The sequence below is a fragment of the Streptomyces sp. NPDC045287 genome, assembly GCF_056432325.1.
Window position 1 is genome coordinate 531,324 of sequence record NZ_JBWKJG010000002.1, and the last position, 22,930, is coordinate 554,253.

A 22,930-nucleotide genomic window follows, 5' to 3' on the forward strand; every position below is an offset into this window, starting at 1 on the left:
GGACCTCGTGGTGCGCGGGCGCCGGGGCGTTCCGGCGCGAGCCGGTGGATCAGTGCGCACACCGGCGTGCGCACCCGTCACGACGGGATGGCGCGATCGGGACGCGGGTGCCGACCCTCGAACTCGCCCTTCCGACACGCCTCAGCGGTCGCGTGACGGATCGCTCGGGGCTTCCCCTCCCGAGGCGGAGGCGTGGCGAAGGCGCCCCACGGGGCCACGGCCCGCCCGACGCGCCGGCCTCGTTCCTCGGCCTCGAAGAGCGGCTGGACGCGGTCCCACCGCTCGGCGGCCGTCCTGAACTCGTCGTACGTGCCGCTCACCGCCCGCCCTCCCGCCCCGGTGCGCCCCCGGGACCCGGCGCCGTCGGTACAGGGGCGGGTCCGGCATTCCGCCGAAGCCTCGTGCGCGGGCGGTCGTCGCCGCCACCGGCAGGCGTGTTCCCGCCGCGTCCGCCGGGGCCGTTCCCCCTCCGCGTACCGGCGCCGGAACCACCAGCCGTCCACCCGCGTCCCCGCTACCGAAACACCGCCCCCTCACACCACGGGAGTCACCGTTGTCCCTGCGCCGAGCCCTCGCCACCTGCACCGCCGCGACCGCTCTCGCCGCTCTCACCGCCGTGGCCGTGCCCGCCACGGCGGAAGCGTCGGTGATCCAGATATGCGGCGTGCGGTCCAACGGCGTCCTGTGGTGCGGCAACAACGCCCCCACCTCGATCCGCAACTACCCCCACACCACGGACAGCTGGCAGGTCGACACCCTGCGCACCACGTACAGCTGGTTCAACTGCTGGACCACGGGTTCGCTGCACGCGGGCGGCAACCGCACCTGGTACAAGACCACGGGCGACGACCACGGCGCCTCGGGCTTCGTCCCGGCCGCCGCGGTCCACACGTCCTCCTCCTTCGACGCCGACCCCTCGGCGCACGGTCTGCGCCGCTGCTGACGGCGCACCGCCGTTCGCCCACCCGTCAGTCACCGGCCGTTCGCCCTCACCCGTCACGGTGGCCGAGGGGGCGTTTTGCCCCCCGGGGGCCCGGCGCGCGGGCACTGTGGCCCCATGCGAACGCACCGGCTCGTGCCCGCCGTCCTGGCCACCGTGCTCGCGCTCGCCGGATGCGTGTCCGTGCAGGGCGGCCCGCCCACCCCGCCCGTGCCGGGGAAGTCACCGGCCGGGAGCCGCCCGCCCGCACCGGCGTCCCCGACACCGCCCGCCCCGCGTGAGGAACTGGCCGGCACGGACCCGGTCCCGGGCGCGGCGACCCCGCGCCGTACGGCCACCGGCCGGGGCGCCGCACCGACCGGCGCGCCGCCCCGGAGGCTCGGGCCGAAGGACCACCGGGCGGACCCGCCGGGGCGGGCGCGGCGGACCGGGGCCGGGGAACCGGAGCGCGGCGGGCGGGGGAGGAAGCCGTCGATCACGGTGCCCCGGCCCGCGCCGCGGCAGACCGTCCGGATGCGCGACCTGTGCCAGGCGGCGCGCGGCACCGTGGACCGTTCCCTCGCCGACCTGTGCCACCGTGCCTACGGCTGACACGCGTCGGTGCGCGCTCCCGCGTCCGCGGTTTTACGGTCCGGGCCCCGGCCGCCGGCTCGGAGGGGGGAGTGGCCGGGGTCGTGAAAGGGGTTGGCCCCGCCACCGGGACAGGAGGGTGGCGGGGCCGGGTGCCCGGCGCCGGTCGGGGGGTGTCGACGCGCGAGCTCGGGTCGAACTCCTGGTGCCCCCGATCGGTACGGGTATGCGGCCCGGTACCGAGGAAATTCCGGCGACCGCTCCGCCGCCCGATCAGGCGCTCGGCCGCGGCCGTGCGCGGGCCGCCCCGACCGGGGAAGCCACGTCGCCGTGGCCCCGACCGCCGAGCCCACGGCTGGGGGAGACGCGTCTTCCCGCGCGAGGACGTACGCGGAGAGGGCGGCGCGGACCGTGTCGTGTGGAGGCGGTGGGGACGACCGCCCCGAGGCCGGGCGCGTGCCGGCAGGGTGCCGGACACCCGCGCCGACCCGGTAGGGGCGCGGGCGCCCCGCGCGCGGCACGGTCTCACGAAGGCCCCCCGCCCGCGAGGCCGGCGGGTTACCGGCCTGCGGTGCGGGAAGCGGCCGAACGGCTCGGGGCGTCCGGCCGTCCACTGCGGCGGGCGGGACGGTCGTGCGCCGCGGCCGTCTCCACCGCTGTCCCGGCACGCGCCCCCGCGCGGCGGGCGCGGCGGTGGCATGAGCGACGGACGTGTACCGGCCCCGCACCGGAGCGGGCTCCTCGCCGCGCACCGCGGGCGGCGCGACCCCTCCGCGCGACCCGGCCCCGGCGGCGCGCGTCCCGGCGGAGGCGGGGCCGGGGCCGCGCGGGTCACGCCTGCGGGGTCCGGGCGTCGTAGCGGAGGAAACCGGGGCGGGCGAGGGCCAGGAAGCCCACGGCGACCACGCACGCGACACCCCCGGCGACCACGGCGGCGGACGGTGAGAAGAGGTCACCGGCCGTCCCGGCCAGGAAGTCGCCGGCCCGGGGGCCACCCGCGACCACGACGATGAAGACGCCCTGCAGACGGCCGCGCATGTCGTCGGGGACGGCCGCCTGGAGCACCGTGGAGCGGAAGACCATCGAGACGGTGTCCGCGCAGCCGGCGACGGCGAGGAAGGCCAGGCCCAGCCAGAGGTGGCGGGTCAGGCCGAACACGGCGATCGCGGCCCCCCACGAGGCGACGGCCAGGACGATGGCCAGGCCGTGGCGGTGGACGCGGCCCAGCCAGCCGGAGAAGACGCCGCCGAGGAGGGCGCCGACGGCGGGCGCGGCGACGAGCAGGCCGGTCGTCCGGGCGTCGCCCCCGTACGACAGCACGGCCATCGCCGGGAACAGCGCCCGCGGGTGGGCGAGGACCATCGCGCAGAAGTCGGTGTAGAACGTCATGCGCACGTTCGGCCGGGTGGCCAGGAACCGCAGCCCGTCCAGGACGGACGGCCGCTTCGCCCCCTCGGTGCGGTGCGGCGGCATCGCGGGCAGCCGCCACATCGCGTACAGGGCGGCGCCGAAGGCGACGGCGTCGATCAGGTAGGCGGCCTCGTACCCCCACGCCCCGACGACGAGCCCGCCCAGCATGGGGCCGATCAGGGACCCGGAGGTCGTCGTCATCGACGACAGGGCGTTGGCCGCCGGGAGCTGCTCCTTCGGGAGGAGGCGGGGGATCATCGCGCTGCGGGCGGGCGAGTTGACCGCCCCGCAGACCGCCTGCAGGGCCACCACCGCGTAGAGGAACCACACCCGGTGGAACCCGGCGACGGCGCCGGCGGCCAGCACCGCGGAGAGCGCGGCCAGCCCGACCGCGCTGACCAGGCCGAGGAGCCGGCGGTCGACCGCGTCCGCCACAGCGCCCCCGTACAGCCCGAACGCGACGAGCGGGACGAGCGTGAACAGGCCGACCAGACCCACGGAGAAGCTGGATCCCGTCAGTTCGTAGACGTGGAGGGATATCGCGAGGGTGGTCATCCCCTGGCCGGTCCAGGAGATCGTGTTGCCGATCCACAGCCGTCGGTAGTCCGGGCTGGTGCGCAGCGGCGTCAGGTCGGCGAGTACGCGTCGCCGCGGCGCGGCCGGCGCAGTCGGCGGGTCGTCGGTCCCGTGCGCGGTGCCGGCTCCGGAGGTCTCGTTCATCGCGGCGCCCACGGGGCGCGGGGGAGTGGGGCGTGGTGGGGTCGCATGGAGCGCAGTATAGGAGCGCAGCGATTTGCGCTCCTTACGATTCGGCTGTCACCGGTCGAGGGTCCGAGCGGTGGCGGGGCCCTCGCCCCGGGCGCTCCGCGGCACCCCGGGGCAGCCGCGTCACGCCGAAGCGCGCCGGCCGATGCCCCCCGCGAGCGGTTCGCGGAGTACGGACGGCCGCTCCCCGGGGCCGCCCCGCCGGGGGTCAGCGCCATCCGAAACGGCGGTCGACCACCGCCGCGAACTCCTCCAGGGTCAGTACGGCGTCCCCGTTCTGGTCCGCGCTGTCGAACAGCGCGGAGGACGCCTCGGCGTCCCCCACGCCCCAGAAGGGCAGATCACCCGCCGCGGCCAGGGTCGGCCCCTTCGTCCGCAAGGCCTTGATCACCTCTTCGCGGGTCAGCGTCCCGTCGTGGTCGAGGTCGAGCGCCTCGAACAGCTTCCGGGCCTTGTCACTGATCACGTCGGTCTCGTCCCCTTCGTTCGCGGGTGGGCGGCCCGCCCGCTCGCCCGCGAAGACGCGTCCCGCCCCGCGGGGGTTGCCCCGGAGTCGTGCCCGGCGCGGCGGCGCCGTCCGGCCCCGAACGCGTCGCCCCCGCGCCCGTACGATGTGGCGCGCGGGCCGGCCGCCGGGTGCGGCGGGTGTCGCCACGGAAACACGGAGGAGACACTGTGCTGCATCTGCGGGTCATCGTGCCGGCCGACCGGACCGACGACATCGTACGGCTCGTGGAGGGGACGGTCGGCTGCACACACCTCGCGGTGCTGCCGGGCGCCGCCCGCGACCCCGCGGGCGACGTGGTCATGTTCGACGTGGCGCGCGAGGTCGGCGACGGGCTGATCGACGAACTGCGCGCGAGGGGCCTCGCCGAGAACGGCGCGATCGCCGTCGAGAACGTCGACCTGCTCCTGTCGAAAAGGGCCGACGAGGCGGAGGAGGAGGCCCCGGGCGAGGGCGCGGACGCGGTGCTGTGGGAACAGCTGGCCGGAGCGACGCACGAGGAGTCCACGCTGTCCGTCACCTACATCGCCTTCCTGGCGCTGGCCACGATGATCGCCGCGTGCGGTGTGGTGCTGGACAACGCGATCCTGATCGTGGGCGCGATGGCGGTCGGGCCGGAGTTCGGCCCGCTCGCCGGGTTCTGCACGGCGCTGGTGCGGCGCGCCCCGCGGCTGGCGTGGCGGTCGCTGACGGCCCTCCTCGTCGGTTTCGCCGCGGCCATGGCGATCACGGTGCTGTTCAGCCTCTTCATGGACGCCGTCGGGTTGTTCTCCGTGGAACGGCTGGACGGCGAGCGGCCGAACACGGGCTTCATCTACGCGCCGGACTGGTTCTCCTTCGTCGTCGCCGTGCTGGCGGGCGCGGCGGGGACGCTGTCGCTGACGTCGTCGAAGGCGGGCGCGCTGGTCGGGGTGGCGATCTCGGTGACGACGGTCCCGGCGGCGGCGAACGCGGCGGTCGCCCTGTCGTACGGCGAGCTCGGCCAGACCCGCGGGTCGACGGAGCAGCTGCTGCTGAACCTGCTCGGCATCGTCGTCGCCGGCACGCTGACGCTGCTCGTCCAGAAGGCCCTCTGGGCGCGGCGCGCGGAGCGCCCCTCCCGCCGGCAGCGGTTCCGCCGCCGGGCGTGAGCCGCCTCACGCGCCGGGAGCGGGGGCGACCGTGCCCACCGGCGGGTTGAGGCGGGCGAAGCCCTCCTGGCGGTGGTAGGGGAAGTACGGGTACGGGGCCGTCCGGCTGCTCGCGGCGTCGAGCCTCGCCATGTGCTCGGGCGCGAGCGTCCAGCCGACGGCACCGAGGTTCTGGCGGAGCTGCTCCTCGTTGCGGGCGCCGATGATGACGGAGGACACGGTCGGCCGCTGCAGCAGCCAGTTGATGGCGATCTGCGGCACGGTCCTGCCGGTCTCCCGGGCGATCTCGTCGAGGGCGTCGACCACGCGGTAGAGGTGCTCGTCCTCGACCGGGGGCCCGTAGTCCGCCGTGTCGTGCAGGCGGCTGCCGGCGGGCAGCGGCCCGCCGCGGCGGATCCTGCCCGTCAGCCGTCCCCAGCCGAGGGGGCTCCAGACGAGGGCCCCGAGTCCCTGGTCGAGCCCGAGGGGCATCAGCTCCCACTCGTAGTCGCGGCCGACGAGCGAGTAGTACACCTGGTGTGCGACGTAGCGCGGGTGGCCGTACCTCTCCGCCACGGCCAGGGACTTCATCGCCTGCCAGCCGGAGAAGTTGGAGATCCCGAGGTAGCGGACCTTTCCCGCCCGTACCAGGTCATCCAGGGCGGAGAGGACCTCCTCGACGGGCGTGCCGGCGTCGAAGGCGTGCAGCTGGAACAGGTCGATGTGGTCGGTGCCCAGCCGGCGCAGGGCGTCCTCGCACGCGGTGATCAGGCGCGAGCGGGAGGAACCCGCGTCGCCCGGCCCGTCGCCCATCGGCAGGCCGGTCTTGGTGGACACGATCACCCGGTCCCTGCGGCCCCTGATCGCCTCGCCCAGCACTTCCTCGGACGCGCCCCCGGAGTAGACGTCGGCCGTGTCGAACATCGTGAGCCCGGCGTCGAGGCAGATGTCCACGAGGCGCCGCGCCTCCCGCGCGTCGGTGTTCCCCCACGCCCCGAAGAGCGGTCCCCGGCCGCCGAAGGTGCCCGCGCCGAAGCTCAGTGCGGGGACCTTGAGCCCGGACGCGCCCAGTCGCCTGTACTCCATCGTTGCTCCTCCCTCACCCGCAGACCCTTAACGGGTCTGTGGTCCCGTTTGCCTGGTCGCTACCATAGCGGCTGTGAGCGACTAAGGGAACAGGAGTTCCGTTATGGAGTTTGACGACGCGGATCCGGGGACCGTCCGCCCGGGAGGGCGCACGGCACGCGTACGGGCAGCGGTGCTGCGGGCGGCGGGGGACGCCCTGGCGGAGCGGGGGTTCGCGCACCTCGACCTCGCCGACGTCGCACGCCGCGCCGGTGTGGGCAAGACGACCGTCTACCGCCGCTGGGGAACGGTGACGGGCCTCGTGGCCGATCTGCTGGTGGACATGGCCGAGCAGTCGCTGCCCCGGACCGAGACCGGTTCGCTGCTCGGCGACCTGCGGGCCAACGCCCGGCTGGTGTGGCGGACGTTGACCGACCCGCGGCAAGGGGCGCTGTTCAAGGCGGTGATCGCCGCCGCCACCTGCGACGCGAAGACGGCCGAGGCCCTGCACCGCTTCTACGACGTCCGCGTCCGGGAGTGGGCCCCGTGCGTCCAGCAGGCCGTCGACCGGGGCGAAGTGCCCGCGGGAACCGACCCGTACGAGGTGATCAGGGCCGTCTCCGCGCCTCTCTACTACCGCCTGCTGACCAGCGGCGAACGCCTCGACGAGGCCGCCGCCGACCGGTCCGCCGCGGCCGCCGCGGCCGCGGCGCGCGCGGGGGCGTACCTGCGGGACCGGTAGGGCCGGTGGGCTGGCAGGATCGGTGGGGCTGGTAGGACCGGTGGGGTCGCTCGTGCCGGTGGGGTCGCTCGTGCCGGTGGACGGCGGCGGGCCTCGTGGGGGTGCGCGAGGCCGGGGCGCCCACGCGGATGCCTCCGGGCCCGTGCAACCGACGGGCTCGTCGAGGTGTTCGTAAAGACGTGGGGTGAACCAAGCCGGTATCACCCGGGCGGCACCGCTCCCGCCTCCGCGCGGCCCCGGCCCCGGGGCGTCGTCGGGGACGGCCCGCTCCCCGACGACGGAAAGGCCCCTCCGATGCAACCCGACCACCGTACCGAGGCCGTTGACTCGCCGCTCGTCGATCCGGCCGAGCGGGAGCTGCACGGGGAACCGCCCCGCCCCGCTCCGCACACGACGGCCGAACTGGACGCGCTGACCGGCCTCCTCACGGCCCCGCGGTCCCGGACGGCGACCGTCGTGGTCGGCCACAGCAGGGACACGGCCTCCTCGCAGTCCGCCGCGGCCTTCACCGAGGCGTGGGAGGCGGGCGGCGGTACGGTCCTCGCCGTGGCCGACTGGCCCGAGACGGCGGCCTCGTGGCTGCGGGCGGCCCGCCGGATGACCGCGGAGACCCCCGACGCCTGGGTGATGGCCGCGGCCGTGCCGGGCTTCGTCCAACTGGCCCGGCGGCTGCGGCACAGCACCTCGTGGGAGCCGTCCCGCACCTACTGCTTCGGTTCGCTGTGCGACCCGCGCGTTTTGGCCCTGGCCGGCCCCGGAGTCCTGCACGGACTGCGCGGCGCGAGCGCCGACGGCGGCACGTGGGAGGTCCGCGGTGGCTGGGTCACCAGGTTTCCGGCCCGGCGGGACGACGACCGGGCCCGGTCAGCAGCACGCTGACCGGACCCGGTGTCACAACGCCACCCCTGTCCGAGGGGAAGTCCCCCCGGACGCGCCGGAGGCGGGACGGAGAGGAGGAGTGGGGTTCAGAGCGAGGACTTGAACAGCAGGCGGTTCGGAGTGCCGCTGACGTTGCCGCCGATCACGTTCGTGGTGCTGTTGCTGATCAGCCAGTTGTTGACGGTGGCACTGGAGGCGTCACCGTAGGCCGACTTGTAGAGGGCCGCCACACCGCTGACGTGCGGCGAGGCCATCGAAGTGCCGCTCATCGCCGTGGAGCCGCCACCGGCACGGGCCGAGGTGATGCTCACTCCGGGGGCGTACAGGTCGGTGCAGTTGCCGTAGTTGCTGAAGCTCGCCTTGCGGTCGGAGGAGTCGGACGCGGCGACCGTGATGGTGCCCGAGGCGCTGGCCGGGGACACGTTGCAGGCGTCCTGGTTCTCGTTGCCGGCCGCGACGGCCAGGTGGACACCGGAGTTGGTCAGGGCGGTCGCGGCGTTGTTCAGCGCCGCGGAGTAGCCGCCACCCAGCGAGGCGTTGGCCACGGCCGGCTTGACGGCGTTCTGCCGGACCCAGTCGAAGCCCGCGATGATGCCGGAGAACGAACCGGAGCCCTGACAGTCGAGCACGCGCACACCGCGCAGTTGGACGCCCTTGGCCACGCCGTACGTGGTGCCGCCGACGGTACCGGCGACGTGCGTGCCGTGGCCGTTGCAGTCCTGGCCGTTGCCGCCGAAGGCGTCGAAGACGTTGCGGGCGCGCCCGCCGAAGTCGGCGTGGGCCGTGTCGATGCCCGTGTCGATGATGTACGCCGTCACGCCCGAGCCGTTGCGCGTGTAGGTGTACGCGCCGTCACGGCCGCTGCGCTGGTCCACGCGGTCCAGGCCCCAAGGGGCGTTGGTCTGCGTGGCCGTGGCGCTGACCTTCTGGTCCTCCTCGATCGACAGGACGCGGGAGTCGCGCCGGAGCGCCTCCAACTGGCCGGCGTTCAGGTCCGCGGCGAAACCGTTGAGGACCTTCCGGTACAGGTGGCGCGTCGTGACCGACTCGTCCTCGGCGAGACCGGCCGGGTCGGCCCCGGCCTTGAGGGTCACGATGTAACGGCCCTTGATCTCCTGCGCGGCGGGAGCCTCGGCCACCTTCAGCAGCGGGGCGGGCGTCGGTTCGGCCGCGGAGGCGGCGGTACCGACGGTGGGGGACAGGGCCAGGGGGAAGGCCAGGGCGAGGGCGCCGATGTGACTTCTGCGCATGGGGAAGCGAACACCTCATCGTGTTTCCGGCCGGGGGCGTCGCCCCGGCCGGTGCGTGGGGGTGCGCCACCGAAACCGTGCGGGCACCTGCGGTGACCGGTCGGCTGGGGATGGTGGCGCGCGGGGCGGAACAGCGCGGCACGACGGCGGGCGCCGTGCGGCCGTGGTGCGGGGCAGAACATCGGGACGGGCATGTCGAGGACCCGTCCGCCCGGCCCTCCCGTTCCTCGTGACGGGACGGCCGGCACGCGCCGGGCCACGGCCGCGGGAAGGGGTCTCCGCCCCACGGACCGAAGCGATTTCTCGGCGCGGCGAAGAACATACCGACGGTAATGGCGGGTTGACCACGGCCGAATCAGGCATGACCGCCGGCGGACACGGAGGGGACGGAGAGGTTCCCGACCATGGTCAAAGTCCGACCTGCGGCCCTATGGTCCTGCCCATGTCACCGAAGACCCCCCGCCGGCCCCCCGAAGGGCCGCCCGAAACACCGGCGTGCACGCCGGAGGCGTACCGGGGAGAGCCGGCCGACGAGCACGGCACGGCCCCGGCCGCGGCCCGCGCCGCCTACGAGGTGCTCCTCCAGCGGACGGCACAGCCCCGGGAGCCCCGCACGGTCGGCGCGCGGGACCGGGCACCCGGCGACGCGGGGACGCTGCCCGGGGACGTACGGCGCTGGCTCGCCGAGCGGCGGCTGCTCGATGAAACGCGCCAGCAGGCGCGGTCGCCCCAACGGGCGCTGCACGAGTTGATCGCCGAACACCGGTCGCGGATCGACCGGTACCGGGAGGAGCTCCACCGCGGCCTGGAAGCCGTCGACGACGTCCTGAGACTGCTCCCGGGCATGGCGCCCACCAGACGGGAGACCGTGGAGGCGGAGTTCTTCGACGACCGCGCCAGGCTGCGCAAGCGGATGGAGGACCTGGACGCCCTGTGCCGGGCGCAGGTCCTCGGCATGCGCACCAGCTTCCCCGGGCGGGAGGTCCTGGAAGAGGGCGTCGAATCGGACCTGCGGCTGCTGGAACGCGGCGTCGACCTGCGCCTGCTGGTGGCCGCGCCGGCCCTGCGGCGCACCGGCGTCGCGCAGTACCTCTCCGTACTGATGGAGCACGGCGCCCGGGTGCGCGTGGCCTCGACCGTCCCGCTCCACCTGAACGTCTTCGACCGGGCCGTGACCGTCATGGCCGTCGGGACCGCGGACGGGCAGGACGAGACCTCGGGCGACGTCATCCTGCACAGCACACGGCTCGCCGACTCCTTCGTCCGGGTCTTCGACCACCACTGGGCCACCGGGCACCCGGCGGCGTCGAGGGTGAGGCGCCCCGGCACCGGCGGGGCACCGGAGGACTACTCACCGAGGGAGCGCGAAGTGCTGGCCCTGCTCGCCGCCGGCGCGAAGGACGAGGCGATCGCCCGCAGACTGGGCTGCTCGGAACGGACCCTGCGCCGTCTGCTGACCTCGCTGGTGGCCAAGCTCGGCGCCGACAGCCGCTTCGCGGCGGGCGTGCAGGCGGTCCGGCTGGGCCTCCTGGACTGAGGCGGCGGCCCCGCGGCGCGGGCCGGGCCGGACCGGTCCGCCACTTCTCGCAGAACAGGGAGGTGTGAGAGGTGGAGGCGCCGGGTAGACGCGGGTTCGTGAACGGGGGAGCGAGGATGGACATGGTGAAGTCGGCACACGGTGCCCAGGGTCAGGCGGCGCCGACGGCGCACACGATACGGACGACCGTCGCCCTGGAAGGCGGCACCGCCTGCATCGCGCAAGGGCGCGACGCCGCGGCGGATTTCCTCACCCGGGTCCAGGCCGAGCACGGCCTGCCCGTGTCGCTGCGTGCGATGCACCTCACGCAGCTGGTGGTGAGCGAGCTGGTCACCAACGCCCACAAGTACGCCCCCGGGCCCGCGCTGCTGGACCTGCGGATCGTCGGGGACACGGTGGAGGTGGCGGTGTGGGACAGCGATCCGGTGCTGCCCGTGGCCCGCGCCGCCGACCCGGGCAGGGTCGGGCAGCACGGGCTGGAGATCGTGATGGCGGTGGCCCAGGGCTTCGAGGTCCAGCGGGAGCCCGTCGGCAAGCGGATCACCGTACGCGTCGCCCTGCCCGACGACCCCGACGGGGACGTCTCCGGGCGGAACCCGCAGTAGCCCCGCCCCGACCGTCTGCGGCGCGGGGCCCGGCCGCGGCGGCGGACCCGGCGGCGGGCGGACCCGCCGCGCCCCCGCCCTCGCCGCGCCCGGGAAGGCCCGGTGTCGCGGCGCTGTCGTGAAGCCGGTGTTGCCCCCGTGATAAAAGCCCGTTGCCAAGGGCGGTCCAGCCCACCGCGGCGCTGGTGCGCGCCGCCCCGCCGTGGTTGCCTGAACCCATGACCGTACTCGTGACCCGCCGCCACGTGGACTACGCGCGCGTCACGACCACGGGCTGTCGCACCGGCCGCTGACCGGACGTCACGGTCCCCGGTGACCCCCCTCGCCGTTCCGGCACCCCGCTCCGCCCCGCCCCGCTCCGGGGCGCGGCCCGCGGCACCGCGGTGACCCCTCCCGCTCCGTGGCGCGTCCCGTCGTACGACCGCGTCCGCGCGCCCGTACGCCGCGCCCCGAGCCCGCTCCAGCCCGGCCCCGTCCCGCCCCGCACCCGCGCGCCATGCGCCATGCGCCGACGAAGGAAGACCATGAGCCAGCCGATCGACGCCGTCACCGCCGGACACACCCCGGACGACGAGAACACCGGACCCGACACCTCCGCGTGGTCCTTCGAGACCAAGCAGCTCCACGCCGGCGCCGCCCCCGACCCGACGACCGGCGCACGGGCGGTGCCGATCTACCAGACCACCTCGTTCGTCTTCCGCGACACCCGGCACGCCGCCGACCTGTTCTCGCTGGCGGAGCCCGGCAACATCTACACCCGCATCCACAACCCCACGCAGGACGTCTTCGAGCAGCGCGTCGCCGCGCTCGAAGGCGGCGTCGCCGCCGTGGCGCTCGCCTCCGGCCAGGCCGCGGAGACCCTGGCCATCCTCAACGTCGCGGGCGCGGGCGACCACATCGTCTCCAGCACCTCCCTGTACGGCGGCACCTACAACCTCTTCCGGCACACGCTTCCCCGGTTCGGCATCGAGGTGTCCTTCGTCGACGACCCCGACGACCCCGACGCGTGGCGGTCCGCCATCCGGCCCGGCACCAAGGCCCTGTTCGCCGAGGCCCTCGGCAACCCCCGCGGCAACGTCCTGGACGTCCGCGCGGTCGCCGACGTCGCCCACGAGGCCGGCGTCCCGCTCATCGTGGACAACACGGTCCCCACCCCGTACCTGCTGCGGCCGATCGAGCACGGGGCCGACGTCGTCGTCCACTCGGCGACCAAGTTCCTCGGCGGGCACGGCACCACCATCGGCGGCGTCGTGGTGGACGGCGGCACCTTCGACTTCGGCGCGCACCCCGAGCGCTTCCCCGGCTTCAGCGAACCGGACCCCAGCTACCACGGCCTGCGGTACTGGCCGGCCCTCGGAGCCGGCGCCTACGCCGTCAAACTGCGCGTACAGCTACTGCGGGACCTCGGGCCCGCCATCGCCCCCCACTCGGCGTTCCTGCTGCTCCAGGGCGTCGAGACGCTGAGCCTGCGCGTCGAGCGCCACTCCGCCAACGCCCAGGCGCTGGCGGAGTGGCTGGAGCAGCGGGACGAGGTCGCCGCCGTCCACTACCCGGGGCTCCCCTCCAACCGCTGGTACGAGGCGGGGCGGCGCTACCTGCCGCGCGGCGCGGGCGCCGTCCTCTCCTTCGAGCTGCGGGACGGCGCCGAGGCGGGCAAGCGCTTCGTCGACGCCGTCGAACTCTTCAGCCACCTCGCCAACATCGGCGACGTGCGCAGCCTCATCATCCACCCGGCCTCCACCACCCACAGCCAGCTCGACCCCGAACAGCTCGCGGCGACCGGGACGGCCCCCGGCCTGGTGCGCCTGTCGGTCGGCATCGAGAACCTCGCCGACCTCAAGGCGGACCTGGAGGCGGGCTTCCGCGCGGCGAAGGGCGCGTCCTGACCGCCACCCGCGCGACCGCCCCCGGGTCCGCGCTCCCTCCCGCCACCGGTGCGTGGCGGGAGGGCGACCCGCCGGGACGCCGCCGCTGGCACCACCGGGAAGGACCCCTCCACCTGGAGGGCGGCGGCCGACTGCCCGGCGTCCGACTGGCGTACGAGACCTGGGGGCGGCTCGCGCCCGACCGCTCCAACGCGGTGCTCGTCCTGCACGCGCTGACCGGTGACAGCCACGTCGCGGGCCCGGCCGCGCCCGGCCATCCCACACCGGGCTGGTGGGACGGGCTGGTCGGACCGGGCCGCGCCCTGGACACCGACCGCTGGTTCGTGGTGGCCCCCAACGTCCTGGGAGGCTGCCAGGGCAGTACGGGCCCCGCCGCACCGCGACCGGACGGGCGCCCCTGGGGAGGCGCCTTCCCCCGGCTGACGCAGCGCGACCAGGTGCGGGCCGAGGCGGGCCTCGCGGACGCGCTGGGCATCGACCGCTGGGCGCTCGTCCTCGGCGGGTCCATGGGCGGGATGCGGGCACTGGAGTGGGCCGTGTCGCACCCCGGCCGCGTGGACGCCCTGCTGCTGCTCGCCTGCCCGGCGGCGGCGAGCGCGGACCAGATCGCGTGGACCTCCGCCCAACTCCACGCGATCCGCGCCGACCCGCACTGGCGGGGCGGCGACTACCACGACGCCGGACCCGGCCGGGGGCCGCACGCGGGCCTCGGCGCGGCGCGCCGCATCGCGCACGTCACGTACCGCGCCGCGGCCGAGCTGGAGGCCCGCTTCGGCAACCGGCCGCAGGGCGGGGAGGACCCCCGGCACGGCGGCCGGTACCAGGTGGAGTCCTACCTCGACCACCAGGCCGCCAAGCTGGTCCGCCGCTTCGACGCCGCCAGCTACGTCGTGCTGGCCGAGGCGATGAACGCCCACGACGTGGGCCGCGGGCGGGGCGGCGTCGCCGCCGCCCTGCGCCGGGTCCGGGCCAGGACCCTCGTGGCGGGCGTCGACTCCGACCGGCTCTTCCCCCTGGCGCAGCAGGGGGGACTGGCGGCCGGGATACCGTCGGCGGACGACGTGCGGGTGATCGCGTCGCCGTACGGACACGACGGCTTCCTGCTGGAGACGGAACAGATCGCCGCCCTGGTGGGCGAGCTCCTCCACGGCGCCGGGGTTCCGGACGACCGCCACCGGCTCCTGTCCTGACGGGGGAGCCGCCCTCTCCGCCCCCCTGGACCGGACCCTGCGCCACGGCGCGCCCCCGGCACGGCCGGAGCCCCCCGGCACGGGCTGGGGGGCTCAGTGAGAGGGGAGGCGCCGGTACGCCGGACGGGGGCGCACCGCAGGGCCGTTCAGAGGCGGCCGCCCGTCAGCCGGGTGACGGGGCCGTAGGTGCGCCGGACGGACCTGCGCCCACCGGCGTAGGCGCTGACCGCCACCGCCGTCGCGGCCGCCGCGACTCCGCCCGCGGTGACCGGATTGGCCTTGAGGAGGCCCAGCGCCGGCACTGCGGCCTTGCGCCACACGACGCCGACCGTGGACGTCAGTGCCTGCGCCGGGTTCGCGAGCGCGCTCATCGTCTCCTGGCGGGCCCCGTCGGCGCGGTTGGTGACGGTGCGGGCCGCGCGGCGGACCGTCCTCGTGGCCGTGCCGGTGGCACCGGCCTTCCCGTTGGCCGACCCCGTGCCCGTGGTCGGGCCCTTGCTCTTGTTCTTGTCCGTTTCGCTCATGCAGTGCGCGTAACCCGTCTTCCGCCGTGAAAACCGTTCCGAACGACGAGACTTGAAGAAGCCGGGCAGACACCCCGCAGGTCACCGGACTCCTCCGGCCGGTCCCTTCCGGCCACCTGACCGATCGGCGCACCCCCTGGGGACGCGGCCGGTGCCGGGGTGCCCCCCCCACGGCCCGGTCCGCGGTACGGGACGCGGCGCGCGGCGAGGCCGGGCGGCCCTCGCGGGCCGCGGATCTCCCGACGCCCCTCCCCGCGGGCAGCGGCCCCTGCCCGCCCCGTCGTCGAGGGCGGCCCCGGGACGGACCGACCGTGCTCCGCGGGAAGTAGGCCGCAGGACGTAGGCCATTGGGAGGGGGCGCCTGTTCGGGGCGCGCGGCGGCACGCTTCGGCGGCGGTACGGCAGCACCCGCGCCCGGGCCGCGCAGGGCCCGCCCGCGTACGCGCCGTCCCCGGGACACCAGCCTCTGACCTGGCCTTTCACCCGTTCGCAGCCGTGGCCGCCACCTCCTTCGGGCGCCTGTGACCCCGCGCTTCCCCCCGCTCGGGGGACCCGGGACGACGCGGCGGACGGCACCGCCGCGGGGCCCACCGGTGGGGGCTCCGCGGCGACGCGACCGCGAACCGTGGGCAGTTGCTCTCTGGTGATGAGCGTTTTCGCGGTGTAGCGTCATGGGCAGATGTCGTGGTTCGCAGTTCCTGCCCACGCCGAGGCGTGGGCTTCTTGCTGTGCAGTGCCTGAGAACCAGGGCGATCACCTCCGGGCTCGCGCGGTGCGGGCCCGATATCGACTGAGAGGCATGAGCATGGCCAGCGGAACCGTGAAGTGGTTCAACTCCGAGAAGGGCTTCGGATTCATCGCGCAGGACGGCGGCGGTCCGGACGTCTTCGCGCACTACTCCAACATCAACGCCACCGGCTACCGCGAGCTTCAGGAGGGCCAGGCGGTGACCTTCGACATCACGCAGGGCCAGAAGGGCCCGCAGGCGGAGAACATCACCCCCGCCTGATCCGCCGGTCAGGCGATCACGACAGGGCCCCCGGAGCACCCGCTCCGGGGGCCCTGCCCCGTTCCGCCGCGGCACCACGGTCCGGCCCCCGGCGCCCGCCCGGAAGCTCCGAGGGCGGCGGCCCAGGGCCGGCGGACGCGGGGACGGCCCGGCGCGCCGGCCGGGACCGGGGCCGACGCCGACACGTTCGCGTACGCCACGGACCGCGCCCGCGCCGGGGGAGCGGTGACCGTCCCGGCGGCGGCCTTCCGCGGCGGCCTCGGCGGCCCGCTGGTCACCGGGGCGGTGGGCCGGAAGGCGGCCGGCGAGGCGCACCTCGCGTACGGACCGGACAGGCGCCCCGCCGCCGGGACGCGCCGGGGGAGGGACGGCCCGCGCGCCCGCTGCCCGGCGACAGCCGACTCCTGCGTGATCCGGTCTTCCTGGGACGGTCCGCGCGTCCGCTGCCCGACGGCCCGCGTACCGCTGCCCGACGGCCCGCGTACCGCTGCCCGACGGCCCGCGTACCGCTGCCCGGACGGCCCGCGCACCGCGGTGACGGACCGTCAGCCCCGCAACGTCAGACGCACTTCCCGTCCAGCCAGGTCGTGAAGTCCTTCGTCCACGAGGTGGCCATCCGCGCCGGCGCCGTGGTGGAGCCGAGCCGTGCCAACTCCGCCTGCCACGACGCGTGGTTGCCGGAAGCCGCCGGAGGCGGCTCCTCCCAGCCGATCCCGTCGACCCAGGAAGGGCGGCCCGTGAGCGCGGCGGCGAGCCCCGCCTCCCTGACGCGCTTGTCGAGCTCCGGCTTGAGCGCGGCGTCGTGCGTGTAGATCATGATCTCCTGTGAGGAGATCCGCTCCGAGATGGGCGCGATGACCTCCTTCCACGCCGTCTCGCGGATGGCCGGGTCACTGTTGAGCAGGGACTGTTTGGCCTCGCCCTTGAGTTCCACCAGAGGGACCAGGCGCATGGACCTGGCGCTGTCGAGCCACTCGCGGAAGGTGTAGACGGTCTCCCCGGTGTACGGGCCGCGGGTGATCGTGCGGCCCTTGAGCTGTTCGGTTCCGGTCGCCCACCAGAGCTCCGTGATCGGCTTGCGGGTGCCGGTCAGCCCGTTGGTCGTGGTGTTGTGCCACATCACGCCCTTGGTGCCGTTCTTGGTGAGCTGGAGGTCGGCCTCCACCCCGCCCGCCCCCCAAGCCTTCTGTGCCGCCAGGCCCTTCGGATGGTTCGGCTGGCGTATCTGGTCACGCTCCCAGGGGTTCTCCCCGGTCGGGTAGCCGCCGTGCCCGAAGACCGTCGGGCAGACGGGCAGCGCGGTCGCCCCCGCGGGGCTCACCTGCGCGGTGCCGACCAGCAGCGCCGCCGAAACGGCGGCCGTCGTCCATGTCCTGGGCCTCATCGGATCCCACCTCGTCTTCCTCCCGGCGCGCACGGGCACGCCTGTGCCGTGTCCCCGGCCGCGGTCGGCGGCCGAAGCGGCACCTCCCGTCCCGTGGCGCGTGGAGCGGCGCGGGAAGGGAGGTGCCGCCGCAGCATACGAGGAGAGCGAGTGGGCCGTGCGCCCGTGTCCCCGTGGCAGCGACCGTGTTCCCCGTGGCAACGGTCCGTCCGGCCACTGGCCCCGCCACCCGGGGCGCGGCCCCGGCCGGCCGCCGTCGTGCCCCGCGCCGTTCGCCGGCCGGCCGCCGAGGCACCGGAAGCGGGCCGCCGGCTCTCGACGGCCGCCGCCTCCGCCGCCCCGTATGAGCGAGGACGCGGCGGGTAGGCGGGCAACATGCCGGATTCAGCCGAGAACGTGGTGGCCGTGGTGGTCGAGGAAGCGATGAGCGTACGCGAAGAGTTGGGCGGCACGGTGACGGAGGCCGTCGAGGGAGCCCGGGGCGGGTTGTCGGCCATCGCCGCAGGAGGCGCGTGCGGTCTGCTCGCGGCGCTGACCGCGCACGCGGCCCTCCAGGAGCGGCTGGCCCGGGCGTGGTCGCCGGAGGTCGCCGCGGGGGCGCTGACCCTGGCGTACGCCACCGGCGCCTCGGCGCTCTTCCGGTACGGCCGGGTCAGGTTGCGCCGGGCGCGGGAGGCGTCCCGCGAGGCCCTGGAGGTGTCCCGCGAGGCGGTGGCGCGCACGGCGGAGGAGTTGGCGCGCGGCTGAGCCGTACCCCGGGCGACGGGCCGGGGCGCGGCGGCGGGCCCCGGACACACGGACGCCTCCCCGGTCGAACCGGTGGAGGCGTCCGCGTGTGCGCGCCGGGTGGCGTGCGGGGGGGTCAGCGCACCCAGACGTCGATGACCGGGGAGACGGCCCGCCTGCCGCTGTCGACCAGGCGCAGCTTGTTGTGGCCCTTCATGCCGAGCACGACGCGCATGTTGTACATCGACCGGGAGTTGGTGTTCATCGACGCGGGGAGGGTGGCCCAGCCGCCGCCGCGCACCTTCTGCTGGAGGGTGACCCGGCTGCCGGGCGGCACGTTCCTCGCGACACCGCGGACCCGGAACTGCTGCCAGGCGCGCACGTTCTTCGCGGATGCCTGGGCCGAGAAGGCCGTGGCGGCCGAGGCGGCCGGTTGGTGCCGTGCGGGGGACGGCGAGGCGACGGCCATCGCCGCGCCGACCGAACCGGCCACCACGGCCGCCACGGCGATTCCGGCACCCCGGGTACGTACGGACTGACGCATGCTCTGTCTCCCAGGTGAGGAAGGGGGAAGGACTCATCGGAAACGTAAGCACATGAGGAGATAACCGGATTGTTCGACACGAAGTAAGGAGATCGGTGTACCCCGTCCAGCCGCGTGGCTTCCGGCCCGGCGGGCGGTTCGTGCGTGACGCGGCGTCATGTCGGCGGTGAGGGGCCTCGTGTACGGGCGGGCCAGGCCCAGGACCGGTCGAGGAAGCCGGCGACGAGCGGGGCGATCTCCGGGAGGTGGTCCTCCAGGGCGAAGTGGCCGGCGGGGAGGGGGTGCGGTTCGGGGTCGGGTACGTCGCGCAGGTAGGCGCGGGCGCCGGACCCGGTGAAGAACGGGTCGCCGGTGCCCCGGATGATCAGCGTCGGCGGGCGGTGCTCCCGCGGCCACGCCTGCCGGTCCGGGTGGGCGGCGAGGTTGCTCTTGTCGTCGTAGGCGAGCGCCAGTTGGGCCTGCTTGTGGCCGGGCCGGTCCAGGACTGGTCCAGCAGCCACCCTTCCGGGGCGACCGGCGCGGGATCGGCGGTGCCTCCCTCGTACTGGGCGCGTGGCGGCCGGGGTGAACAGGTCGAGGACCGCGGCTTCGGCGCCGGGGGTCTGGGGCGTGAGCGCGGTGAACTCGCGGGCCGCTTCGGACAGGCCCTCCCGGTAGGCGTTGCCGTTTCGCACGACGAGGCCGGCGACTCGTTCGGGGCGGTGAAGGGCGAGGCGGAAGCCGTCCGGGGCGTCGAAGCCGAAGACGTACACCGCGTACCGGGACAGGTCGAGCCGCTCGGTGAAGCCCTCGACGACGCCGGCCAACCGCTCGAAGGAGTACGCGAAGCCGTCCGGGACCACACCGAGGCGGCCGTACGCGCCCTGCTGCGCGGGGCCGAGCCCTCCGCGGCGGCCCTGCGCGGGCTCACCGGTGCCCCGCGCGCCGCGCCCGCCGCCCGGGAACTCGCCTGGGACGGCGCCGCGGTCACCGCCGCGTCCCGCCGTTTTGGCCCGCTCGGCGTGCGTCTCGCCGCCCAACTGGCCGAGGCCGCCGCCGACCTGCTCACCGACCCCATGATCGGCCGGCTCAAGGAGCGCGGGGCCGACGACTGCGTGATGCTCTTCCTGCCCGCGCACCCCCGCCGCCGCTGGTGCTCCGCCGGACGCTGCGGCAACCGTGCCCGCGTCGCGCCCGTTACTACCGGCGCCACGGAAAGCCCGCCGACGGCGAGGGGCGACCGGGGGAGGGGCGTGGCGCCGCGCCCGGTACGGCACGCCGTGACGGCGTCCGGAAGGGCGGTCTCCCGTCGGCCGCGAGGGGTTGCCCGTGGGCGTGTGCGGAGGGGTGGGGGCGCCACCTGCTTGGAGCAATGCCTTCCCGGGCGGCGCTTCGTTTACCGCTTGAGGGTGTGCGCGAATCCGGCGCTTCGCGGACAGGGGCGTCCGTGGCGATGGGCTGTTCCGCGCACCCGCGCGGGCGGGTGATCGGCCGTGCACCCCTTTTATCTATTTGTCGACGCGCCGACATGAAATGACTTCGGAAGGCAAGAGAACCATGAAGCTCAAGAACGCCCTCGCCTGCACGTTCGCCGCTCTGGCCGTCGTCGGTGGTGCCACCGGGACCGCGCAGGCGGCCGACGACGACACGTCGAAGATCGACAACAGCACGCAGGTCCTCAGCTGCAGCGTCGTCGAGGTCCTCGACCAGCCGAACCTCGCGGCCGCCGACGGTTACATCGACTGTTCCGAGACCGTCGAGGAGAAGGCCGAGTCGGCGCACGTGGTGGGCACGGTGGGCGAGGTGCTCCTCCCCCGTCACCACGAGGACCGTTGATCGCACCGGTGGGCGACGCGCGTGGCGCGGATCCGCTCGGGGCGTTCCCCCCTGCCGTGCCCGGCACCCCGGAGTGGTCGCGGGCGCGGCCGTGGAGCGCGTGCCGGGGCCGTGGCGCGTCGGGCGCACGCCCGGGAAGACGCCCCGGAACCGACCGCCGCGGAGGGACCGGACGCGGACCGGCCGCTCAGGGCCAGCCTCGGTCGCGGGGATGCCGGCGGGCCTGACGTCCGTCGCCGAATCCGTAAGCGCCCGCCCACGGGCCGTCACCGGCCGGCCGGGCCTCTCCGACGCGCGCCTCCACCCCGTGGCCGGGCGGCCTGACATGCCACTGAGACGGGGAGGCGCCCGGCCGCCGGGGCGTGGCTCGACCGGCAGGCCCGCGGTGACCCGGCCCGGAGGGGAGAACCGCCGGCCCCGACCCAGCAAGGGTCGGGCCCGCTGGACCACGCGCGGGAAGACGAACCCGAACGCTTTCGACGCCACCTTCGGCGGTCGGCTCTCCGCGGTCCGCCAGTACCTCTCGACCCCTGTCGCGCCGTTCGTTCGACAGGCCCGTTCTCGCCGGTCTTGAGGGTGTCACTCGTCGAGCAGCTCGGGGTGTTCGTGGGTGATCTCCTCCCACAGGAGCTCGAAGCTGAAGCGGGCGAGCTCGGGGGCACCGAAGCCTTCGGCCGCGGCGAGGGCCTGTTCGTGGGTGAAGGGTTGGGGGGTTCCGGCTGCCGATGCGAGGAGCTGGACGCGGGCGCAGGTCTCGTAGGTGAAGAACCAGTGCACGGCCTCTTCGATCGATGCGCCGACGGTGACGAGGCCGTGGTGCTTGAGGAGGAGGACCCGGCGGTCGCCGAGCTTGTGGGCCATGTCGCGGCCCTGGGCCAGGGTGACGGAAGGGCCCTCGTAGTCCTCGTAGAGGACCTGCTGCTGGTAGAAGGCGGCTGATTCCTGGTCCAGGGGAATCAGGAGCTGGTTGAGGGAGCCCAACGCGCGGGAGTGCACGGTGTGGCCGTGGGCGACGGCGGTGACGTCGGGGCGCCGTTTGTGGATGGGCGAGTGGACGACGAAGGCGCTGGTGTTGAGCCGGTGGTGGCCCTCCACCACGGTCCCGGTGCCATCGACGCAGATCAGGTCGGCGACGCGGAGGCGGTTGAAGGAGAGACCGAAGGGATTGACCCAGAAGTGATCAGGGTGTTCGGGATCACGCACGGAGAGGTGGCCGGAGATGCCTTCCCCGTACCCGTACTTGCCGAAGAGGCGCAGGGCCGCGGTCAGGCGCTGTTTGCGGTGGCGGCGTTCGTCGGCGGGCGAGGCGAAGACGGGTGGGTCGGGGATGGGCAGGCCGGTGTCGGATTCATGGTCTGTCACGAGTGGGGTCCTTTCGCTGAACGGGGTGGGGCAGGTGCTGGACGAGGACCCGGGAGGCGAAGCGGCGGACCTTGGACGTCTCATTCGTGGGGGGAGAGGCCGAGTGGCAGCAACCCGGTGGTCGGATGGCATCCGACATAGCGGGCCCGTACGGAACCCGGCGGCAGCACGCTCACCTCGTGCCACAGGGCGATGTCCAGGGGGCTCTGTTCCTCCTGGAGCATGGAGAAGAACGACCGGTATATCCGCAGGTGTGTTTCGTGGTGATGGGTCCACGACAGAAGATGATCGAGCGAAACGAACCAGGCCACGGTGCACGCTCGGTCCAGCGGGTGTCCATCCATATCCTGCTCGGATATTTCCCGCGTGCATATGCAACCGGTTTCCGGGTGCTCGCCGAGGTAGGTGACGCCTTTCTTCATGACCGGCTGGACTTTTTGCAGGAAGCGTTCGCGGAAAACGCTGCTCCCTGACCAGTCCTGGGCGGTGCGGATGAGGCAGATTCCCCCTTCCACGACCACATCCACGGTGCTGTCGTGGACCCCGAGCGCGGCACCACGGGTCGGCGGTACCGAGGCTTTCCGCATGCGGTCGCGCGCGGACCCCCAGTAGTCGTGCAGTTCGGTCGATTCCTGATCGAGGATTTCCGCCAGGCCGCTAGTGGGATACTGCTCCTGCTGGTGGGTGTGCAGGGTTTCGGTGGATTCAACGGGTATCAGTGCCTCTTCCCACCACCAGCCTGCTCCCTGGACCGGAGAGGAGTGTTTCCCCTCGGCGACCCACGAGCGATGACGGGCCGGCTCGAGCCAGTAGGCGAACCACATGGTGTTCGTCAGTCCCGAGGAATCCGTGAACGATCCCCGATTGACGACATCCGGCCGGTTGGCGGACTGAAACCTCTCACGCATTTCAGCCGCCGCCCTCTCGTGTATCGCACCAGAGGCGGACTGAACACCGTACTGACCCATCACGTAGCCCGTGCACCCCGACGGGAAGACCCCGGTGAACGCGGGAAAGCGAGGAGTGTGCTGGGGAGGGGCAGAGGAATTCTTCGTCATGGCCACATCCTTGGTGCGAGACTTCGTCGGGGCTTTGACCAGGAGTGGGAGGGGC

Annotated in this window: 23 protein-coding genes; 13 read left to right on the top strand and 10 right to left on the bottom strand. The window is 74.4% G+C overall.

Translation table 11 applies throughout. The features are described 5' to 3' along the window. Window positions 1–553 precede the first annotated feature (553 nt). Both AC07D6_RS05480 and AC07D6_RS05485 read left to right on the top strand, forming a co-directional pair. The gene (locus AC07D6_RS05480; protein WP_479042194.1) at window positions 554–943 is read left to right on the top strand and encodes a hypothetical protein; all 390 of its coding nucleotides are present in this window, start codon (window positions 554–556) and stop codon (window positions 941–943) included. A 114-nt stretch (window positions 944–1,057) separates the two neighbouring features. Next, window positions 1,058–1,531 carry a hypothetical protein gene (locus AC07D6_RS05485; protein ID WP_479042196.1) on the top strand — a complete coding sequence of 158 codons (474 nt, stop codon included), beginning with the start codon at window positions 1,058–1,060 and terminating at the stop codon, window positions 1,529–1,531. Between the two features lie 810 nt (window positions 1,532–2,341). On the opposite strand, the gene AC07D6_RS05490 is transcribed toward AC07D6_RS05485, so the two are convergent. After that, window positions 2,342–3,640, bottom strand: a complete 1,299-nt coding sequence (locus tag AC07D6_RS05490) for an MFS transporter (RefSeq protein WP_479042198.1) — start codon at window positions 3,638–3,640, stop codon at window positions 2,342–2,344. 253 nt (window positions 3,641–3,893) lie between these two features. Further along, window positions 3,894–4,148: an EF-hand domain-containing protein gene (locus AC07D6_RS05495; protein WP_315880956.1), complete on the bottom strand. Its 255-nt coding sequence runs from the start codon at window positions 4,146–4,148 to the stop codon at window positions 3,894–3,896. 212 nt (window positions 4,149–4,360) lie between these two features. Between AC07D6_RS05495 and AC07D6_RS05500 the strand changes: the two genes are divergently transcribed. Then, entirely contained in the window at window positions 4,361–5,320 is a 960-nt protein-coding gene (locus AC07D6_RS05500; RefSeq protein WP_479042200.1) for a DUF389 domain-containing protein, read from the top strand. A 6-nt stretch (window positions 5,321–5,326) separates the two neighbouring features. Here the strand turns inward: AC07D6_RS05500 and AC07D6_RS05505 are convergent, their stop codons facing one another. Then, the gene (locus AC07D6_RS05505) at window positions 5,327–6,385 is read right to left on the bottom strand and encodes an aldo/keto reductase (protein ID WP_315880931.1); all 1,059 of its coding nucleotides are present in this window, start codon (window positions 6,383–6,385) and stop codon (window positions 5,327–5,329) included. 103 nt (window positions 6,386–6,488) lie between these two features. Between AC07D6_RS05505 and AC07D6_RS05510 the strand changes: the two genes are divergently transcribed. Together AC07D6_RS05510 and AC07D6_RS05515 are read left to right on the top strand one after the other, a co-directional pair. Beyond that, window positions 6,489–7,106, top strand: a complete 618-nt coding sequence (locus AC07D6_RS05510) for a TetR/AcrR family transcriptional regulator (protein WP_479042203.1) — start codon at window positions 6,489–6,491, stop codon at window positions 7,104–7,106. 294 nt (window positions 7,107–7,400) lie between these two features. Beyond that, entirely contained in the window at window positions 7,401–7,985 is a 585-nt protein-coding gene (locus AC07D6_RS05515) for a type 1 periplasmic-binding domain-containing protein (protein WP_479042205.1), read from the top strand. An 86-nt stretch (window positions 7,986–8,071) separates the two neighbouring features. Here AC07D6_RS05515 and AC07D6_RS05520 read toward each other — a convergent pair whose 3' ends face one another. Then, a complete protein-coding gene (locus AC07D6_RS05520; protein ID WP_479042207.1) occupies window positions 8,072–9,235 on the bottom strand; it encodes a S8 family peptidase in 1,164 nt (387 codons plus the stop codon). Between the two features lie 442 nt (window positions 9,236–9,677). Here AC07D6_RS05520 and AC07D6_RS05525 point away from each other — a divergent pair, with 442 nt between their 5' ends. From AC07D6_RS05525 to metX, 4 genes are all read left to right on the top strand, one after another. Beyond that, window positions 9,678–10,772: a helix-turn-helix transcriptional regulator gene (locus tag AC07D6_RS05525; protein WP_479042209.1), complete on the top strand. Its 1,095-nt coding sequence runs from the start codon at window positions 9,678–9,680 to the stop codon at window positions 10,770–10,772. A gap of 122 nt (window positions 10,773–10,894) precedes the next feature. Further along, window positions 10,895–11,377: an ATP-binding protein gene (locus AC07D6_RS05530; RefSeq protein ID WP_315880957.1), complete on the top strand. Its 483-nt coding sequence runs from the start codon at window positions 10,895–10,897 to the stop codon at window positions 11,375–11,377. 524 nt (window positions 11,378–11,901) lie between these two features. Further along, a complete protein-coding gene (locus tag AC07D6_RS05535; RefSeq protein WP_479042211.1) occupies window positions 11,902–13,263 on the top strand; it encodes a bifunctional o-acetylhomoserine/o-acetylserine sulfhydrylase in 1,362 nt (453 codons plus the stop codon). Beyond that, window positions 13,260–14,453: a homoserine O-acetyltransferase MetX gene (gene metX, locus AC07D6_RS05540; RefSeq protein ID WP_479042346.1), complete on the top strand. Its 1,194-nt coding sequence runs from the start codon at window positions 13,260–13,262 to the stop codon at window positions 14,451–14,453. The genes AC07D6_RS05535 and metX overlap by 4 nt, the downstream gene beginning before the upstream one ends. Before the next feature lie 146 nt (window positions 14,454–14,599). On the opposite strand, the gene AC07D6_RS05545 is transcribed toward metX, so the two are convergent. Beyond that, the gene (locus AC07D6_RS05545) at window positions 14,600–14,977 is read right to left on the bottom strand and encodes a hypothetical protein (protein ID WP_479042213.1); all 378 of its coding nucleotides are present in this window, start codon (window positions 14,975–14,977) and stop codon (window positions 14,600–14,602) included. 805 nt (window positions 14,978–15,782) lie between these two features. Between AC07D6_RS05545 and AC07D6_RS05550 the strand changes: the two genes are divergently transcribed. Continuing rightward, window positions 15,783–15,986: a cold-shock protein gene (locus tag AC07D6_RS05550; RefSeq protein ID WP_019330262.1), complete on the top strand. Its 204-nt coding sequence runs from the start codon at window positions 15,783–15,785 to the stop codon at window positions 15,984–15,986. Window positions 15,987–16,545: 559 nt separating this feature from the next. Here the strand turns inward: AC07D6_RS05550 and AC07D6_RS05555 are convergent. Next, window positions 16,546–17,370, bottom strand: coding sequence for a PI-PLC domain-containing protein (locus AC07D6_RS05555; protein WP_315880938.1), 825 nt, complete (start codon window positions 17,368–17,370; stop codon window positions 16,546–16,548). A 375-nt stretch (window positions 17,371–17,745) separates the two neighbouring features. On the opposite strand from AC07D6_RS05555, the gene AC07D6_RS05560 reads away from it, so the two are divergent. Next, a complete protein-coding gene (locus tag AC07D6_RS05560; protein ID WP_315880939.1) occupies window positions 17,746–18,117 on the top strand; it encodes a hypothetical protein in 372 nt (123 codons plus the stop codon). A gap of 115 nt (window positions 18,118–18,232) precedes the next feature. Here the strand turns inward: AC07D6_RS05560 and AC07D6_RS05565 are convergent, their stop codons facing one another. Both AC07D6_RS05565 and AC07D6_RS05570 read right to left on the bottom strand, forming a co-directional pair. Next, window positions 18,233–18,640 (bottom strand): hypothetical protein, encoded by a 408-nt coding sequence (locus AC07D6_RS05565; RefSeq protein WP_315880940.1) that lies wholly within the window; start codon window positions 18,638–18,640, stop codon window positions 18,233–18,235. 155 nt (window positions 18,641–18,795) lie between these two features. Beyond that, complete coding sequence (locus AC07D6_RS05570; protein ID WP_479042216.1) at window positions 18,796–19,140, bottom strand: alpha/beta fold hydrolase; 345 nt, start codon at window positions 19,138–19,140, stop codon at window positions 18,796–18,798. A 201-nt stretch (window positions 19,141–19,341) separates the two neighbouring features. Here AC07D6_RS05570 and AC07D6_RS05575 point away from each other — a divergent pair, with 201 nt between their 5' ends. Next, window positions 19,342–20,106 (top strand): CGNR zinc finger domain-containing protein, encoded by a 765-nt coding sequence (locus AC07D6_RS05575; protein WP_479042349.1) that lies wholly within the window; start codon window positions 19,342–19,344, stop codon window positions 20,104–20,106. A 70-nt stretch (window positions 20,107–20,176) separates the two neighbouring features. After that, window positions 20,177–20,455 (top strand): hypothetical protein, encoded by a 279-nt coding sequence (locus AC07D6_RS05580; protein ID WP_479042219.1) that lies wholly within the window; start codon window positions 20,177–20,179, stop codon window positions 20,453–20,455. A gap of 579 nt (window positions 20,456–21,034) precedes the next feature. On the opposite strand, the gene AC07D6_RS05585 is transcribed toward AC07D6_RS05580, so the two are convergent. Both AC07D6_RS05585 and AC07D6_RS05590 read right to left on the bottom strand, forming a co-directional pair. Next, a complete protein-coding gene (locus tag AC07D6_RS05585; RefSeq protein ID WP_479042221.1) occupies window positions 21,035–21,817 on the bottom strand; it encodes a class II aldolase/adducin family protein in 783 nt (260 codons plus the stop codon). 80 nt (window positions 21,818–21,897) lie between these two features. Then, on the bottom strand, window positions 21,898–22,875 hold the full coding sequence (locus tag AC07D6_RS05590; protein WP_315880945.1) for a phenylacetaldoxime dehydratase family protein: 978 nt from the start codon (window positions 22,873–22,875) through the stop codon (window positions 21,898–21,900). Window positions 22,876–22,930: the final 55 nt, after the last annotated feature.

Coding starts and splice junctions, on each gene's coding strand:
- AC07D6_RS05505 (WP_315880931.1), bottom strand. CDS start 6,385: ATGGAGTACAGGCGACTGGGCGCGTCCGGGCTCAAGGTCCCCGCACTG.
- AC07D6_RS05525 (WP_479042209.1), top strand. CDS start 9,678: ATGTCACCGAAGACCCCCCGCCGGCCCCCCGAAGGGCCGCCCGAAACA.
- AC07D6_RS05510 (WP_479042203.1), top strand. CDS start 6,489: ATGGAGTTTGACGACGCGGATCCGGGGACCGTCCGCCCGGGAGGGCGC.
- AC07D6_RS05580 (WP_479042219.1), top strand. CDS start 20,177: ATGAAGCTCAAGAACGCCCTCGCCTGCACGTTCGCCGCTCTGGCCGTC.
- AC07D6_RS05485 (WP_479042196.1), top strand. CDS start 1,058: ATGCGAACGCACCGGCTCGTGCCCGCCGTCCTGGCCACCGTGCTCGCG.
- AC07D6_RS05565 (WP_315880940.1), bottom strand. CDS start 18,640: ATGCGTCAGTCCGTACGTACCCGGGGTGCCGGAATCGCCGTGGCGGCC.
- AC07D6_RS05560 (WP_315880939.1), top strand. CDS start 17,746: ATGCCGGATTCAGCCGAGAACGTGGTGGCCGTGGTGGTCGAGGAAGCG.
- AC07D6_RS05535 (WP_479042211.1), top strand. CDS start 11,902: ATGAGCCAGCCGATCGACGCCGTCACCGCCGGACACACCCCGGACGAC.
- AC07D6_RS05590 (WP_315880945.1), bottom strand. CDS start 22,875: ATGACGAAGAATTCCTCTGCCCCTCCCCAGCACACTCCTCGCTTTCCC.
- AC07D6_RS05515 (WP_479042205.1), top strand. CDS start 7,401: ATGCAACCCGACCACCGTACCGAGGCCGTTGACTCGCCGCTCGTCGAT.
- AC07D6_RS05530 (WP_315880957.1), top strand. CDS start 10,895: ATGGTGAAGTCGGCACACGGTGCCCAGGGTCAGGCGGCGCCGACGGCG.
- AC07D6_RS05555 (WP_315880938.1), bottom strand. CDS start 17,370: ATGAGGCCCAGGACATGGACGACGGCCGCCGTTTCGGCGGCGCTGCTG.
- AC07D6_RS05550 (WP_019330262.1), top strand. CDS start 15,783: ATGGCCAGCGGAACCGTGAAGTGGTTCAACTCCGAGAAGGGCTTCGGA.
- AC07D6_RS05545 (WP_479042213.1), bottom strand. CDS start 14,977: ATGAGCGAAACGGACAAGAACAAGAGCAAGGGCCCGACCACGGGCACG.
- AC07D6_RS05520 (WP_479042207.1), bottom strand. CDS start 9,235: ATGCGCAGAAGTCACATCGGCGCCCTCGCCCTGGCCTTCCCCCTGGCC.
- AC07D6_RS05490 (WP_479042198.1), bottom strand. CDS start 3,640: ATGAACGAGACCTCCGGAGCCGGCACCGCGCACGGGACCGACGACCCG.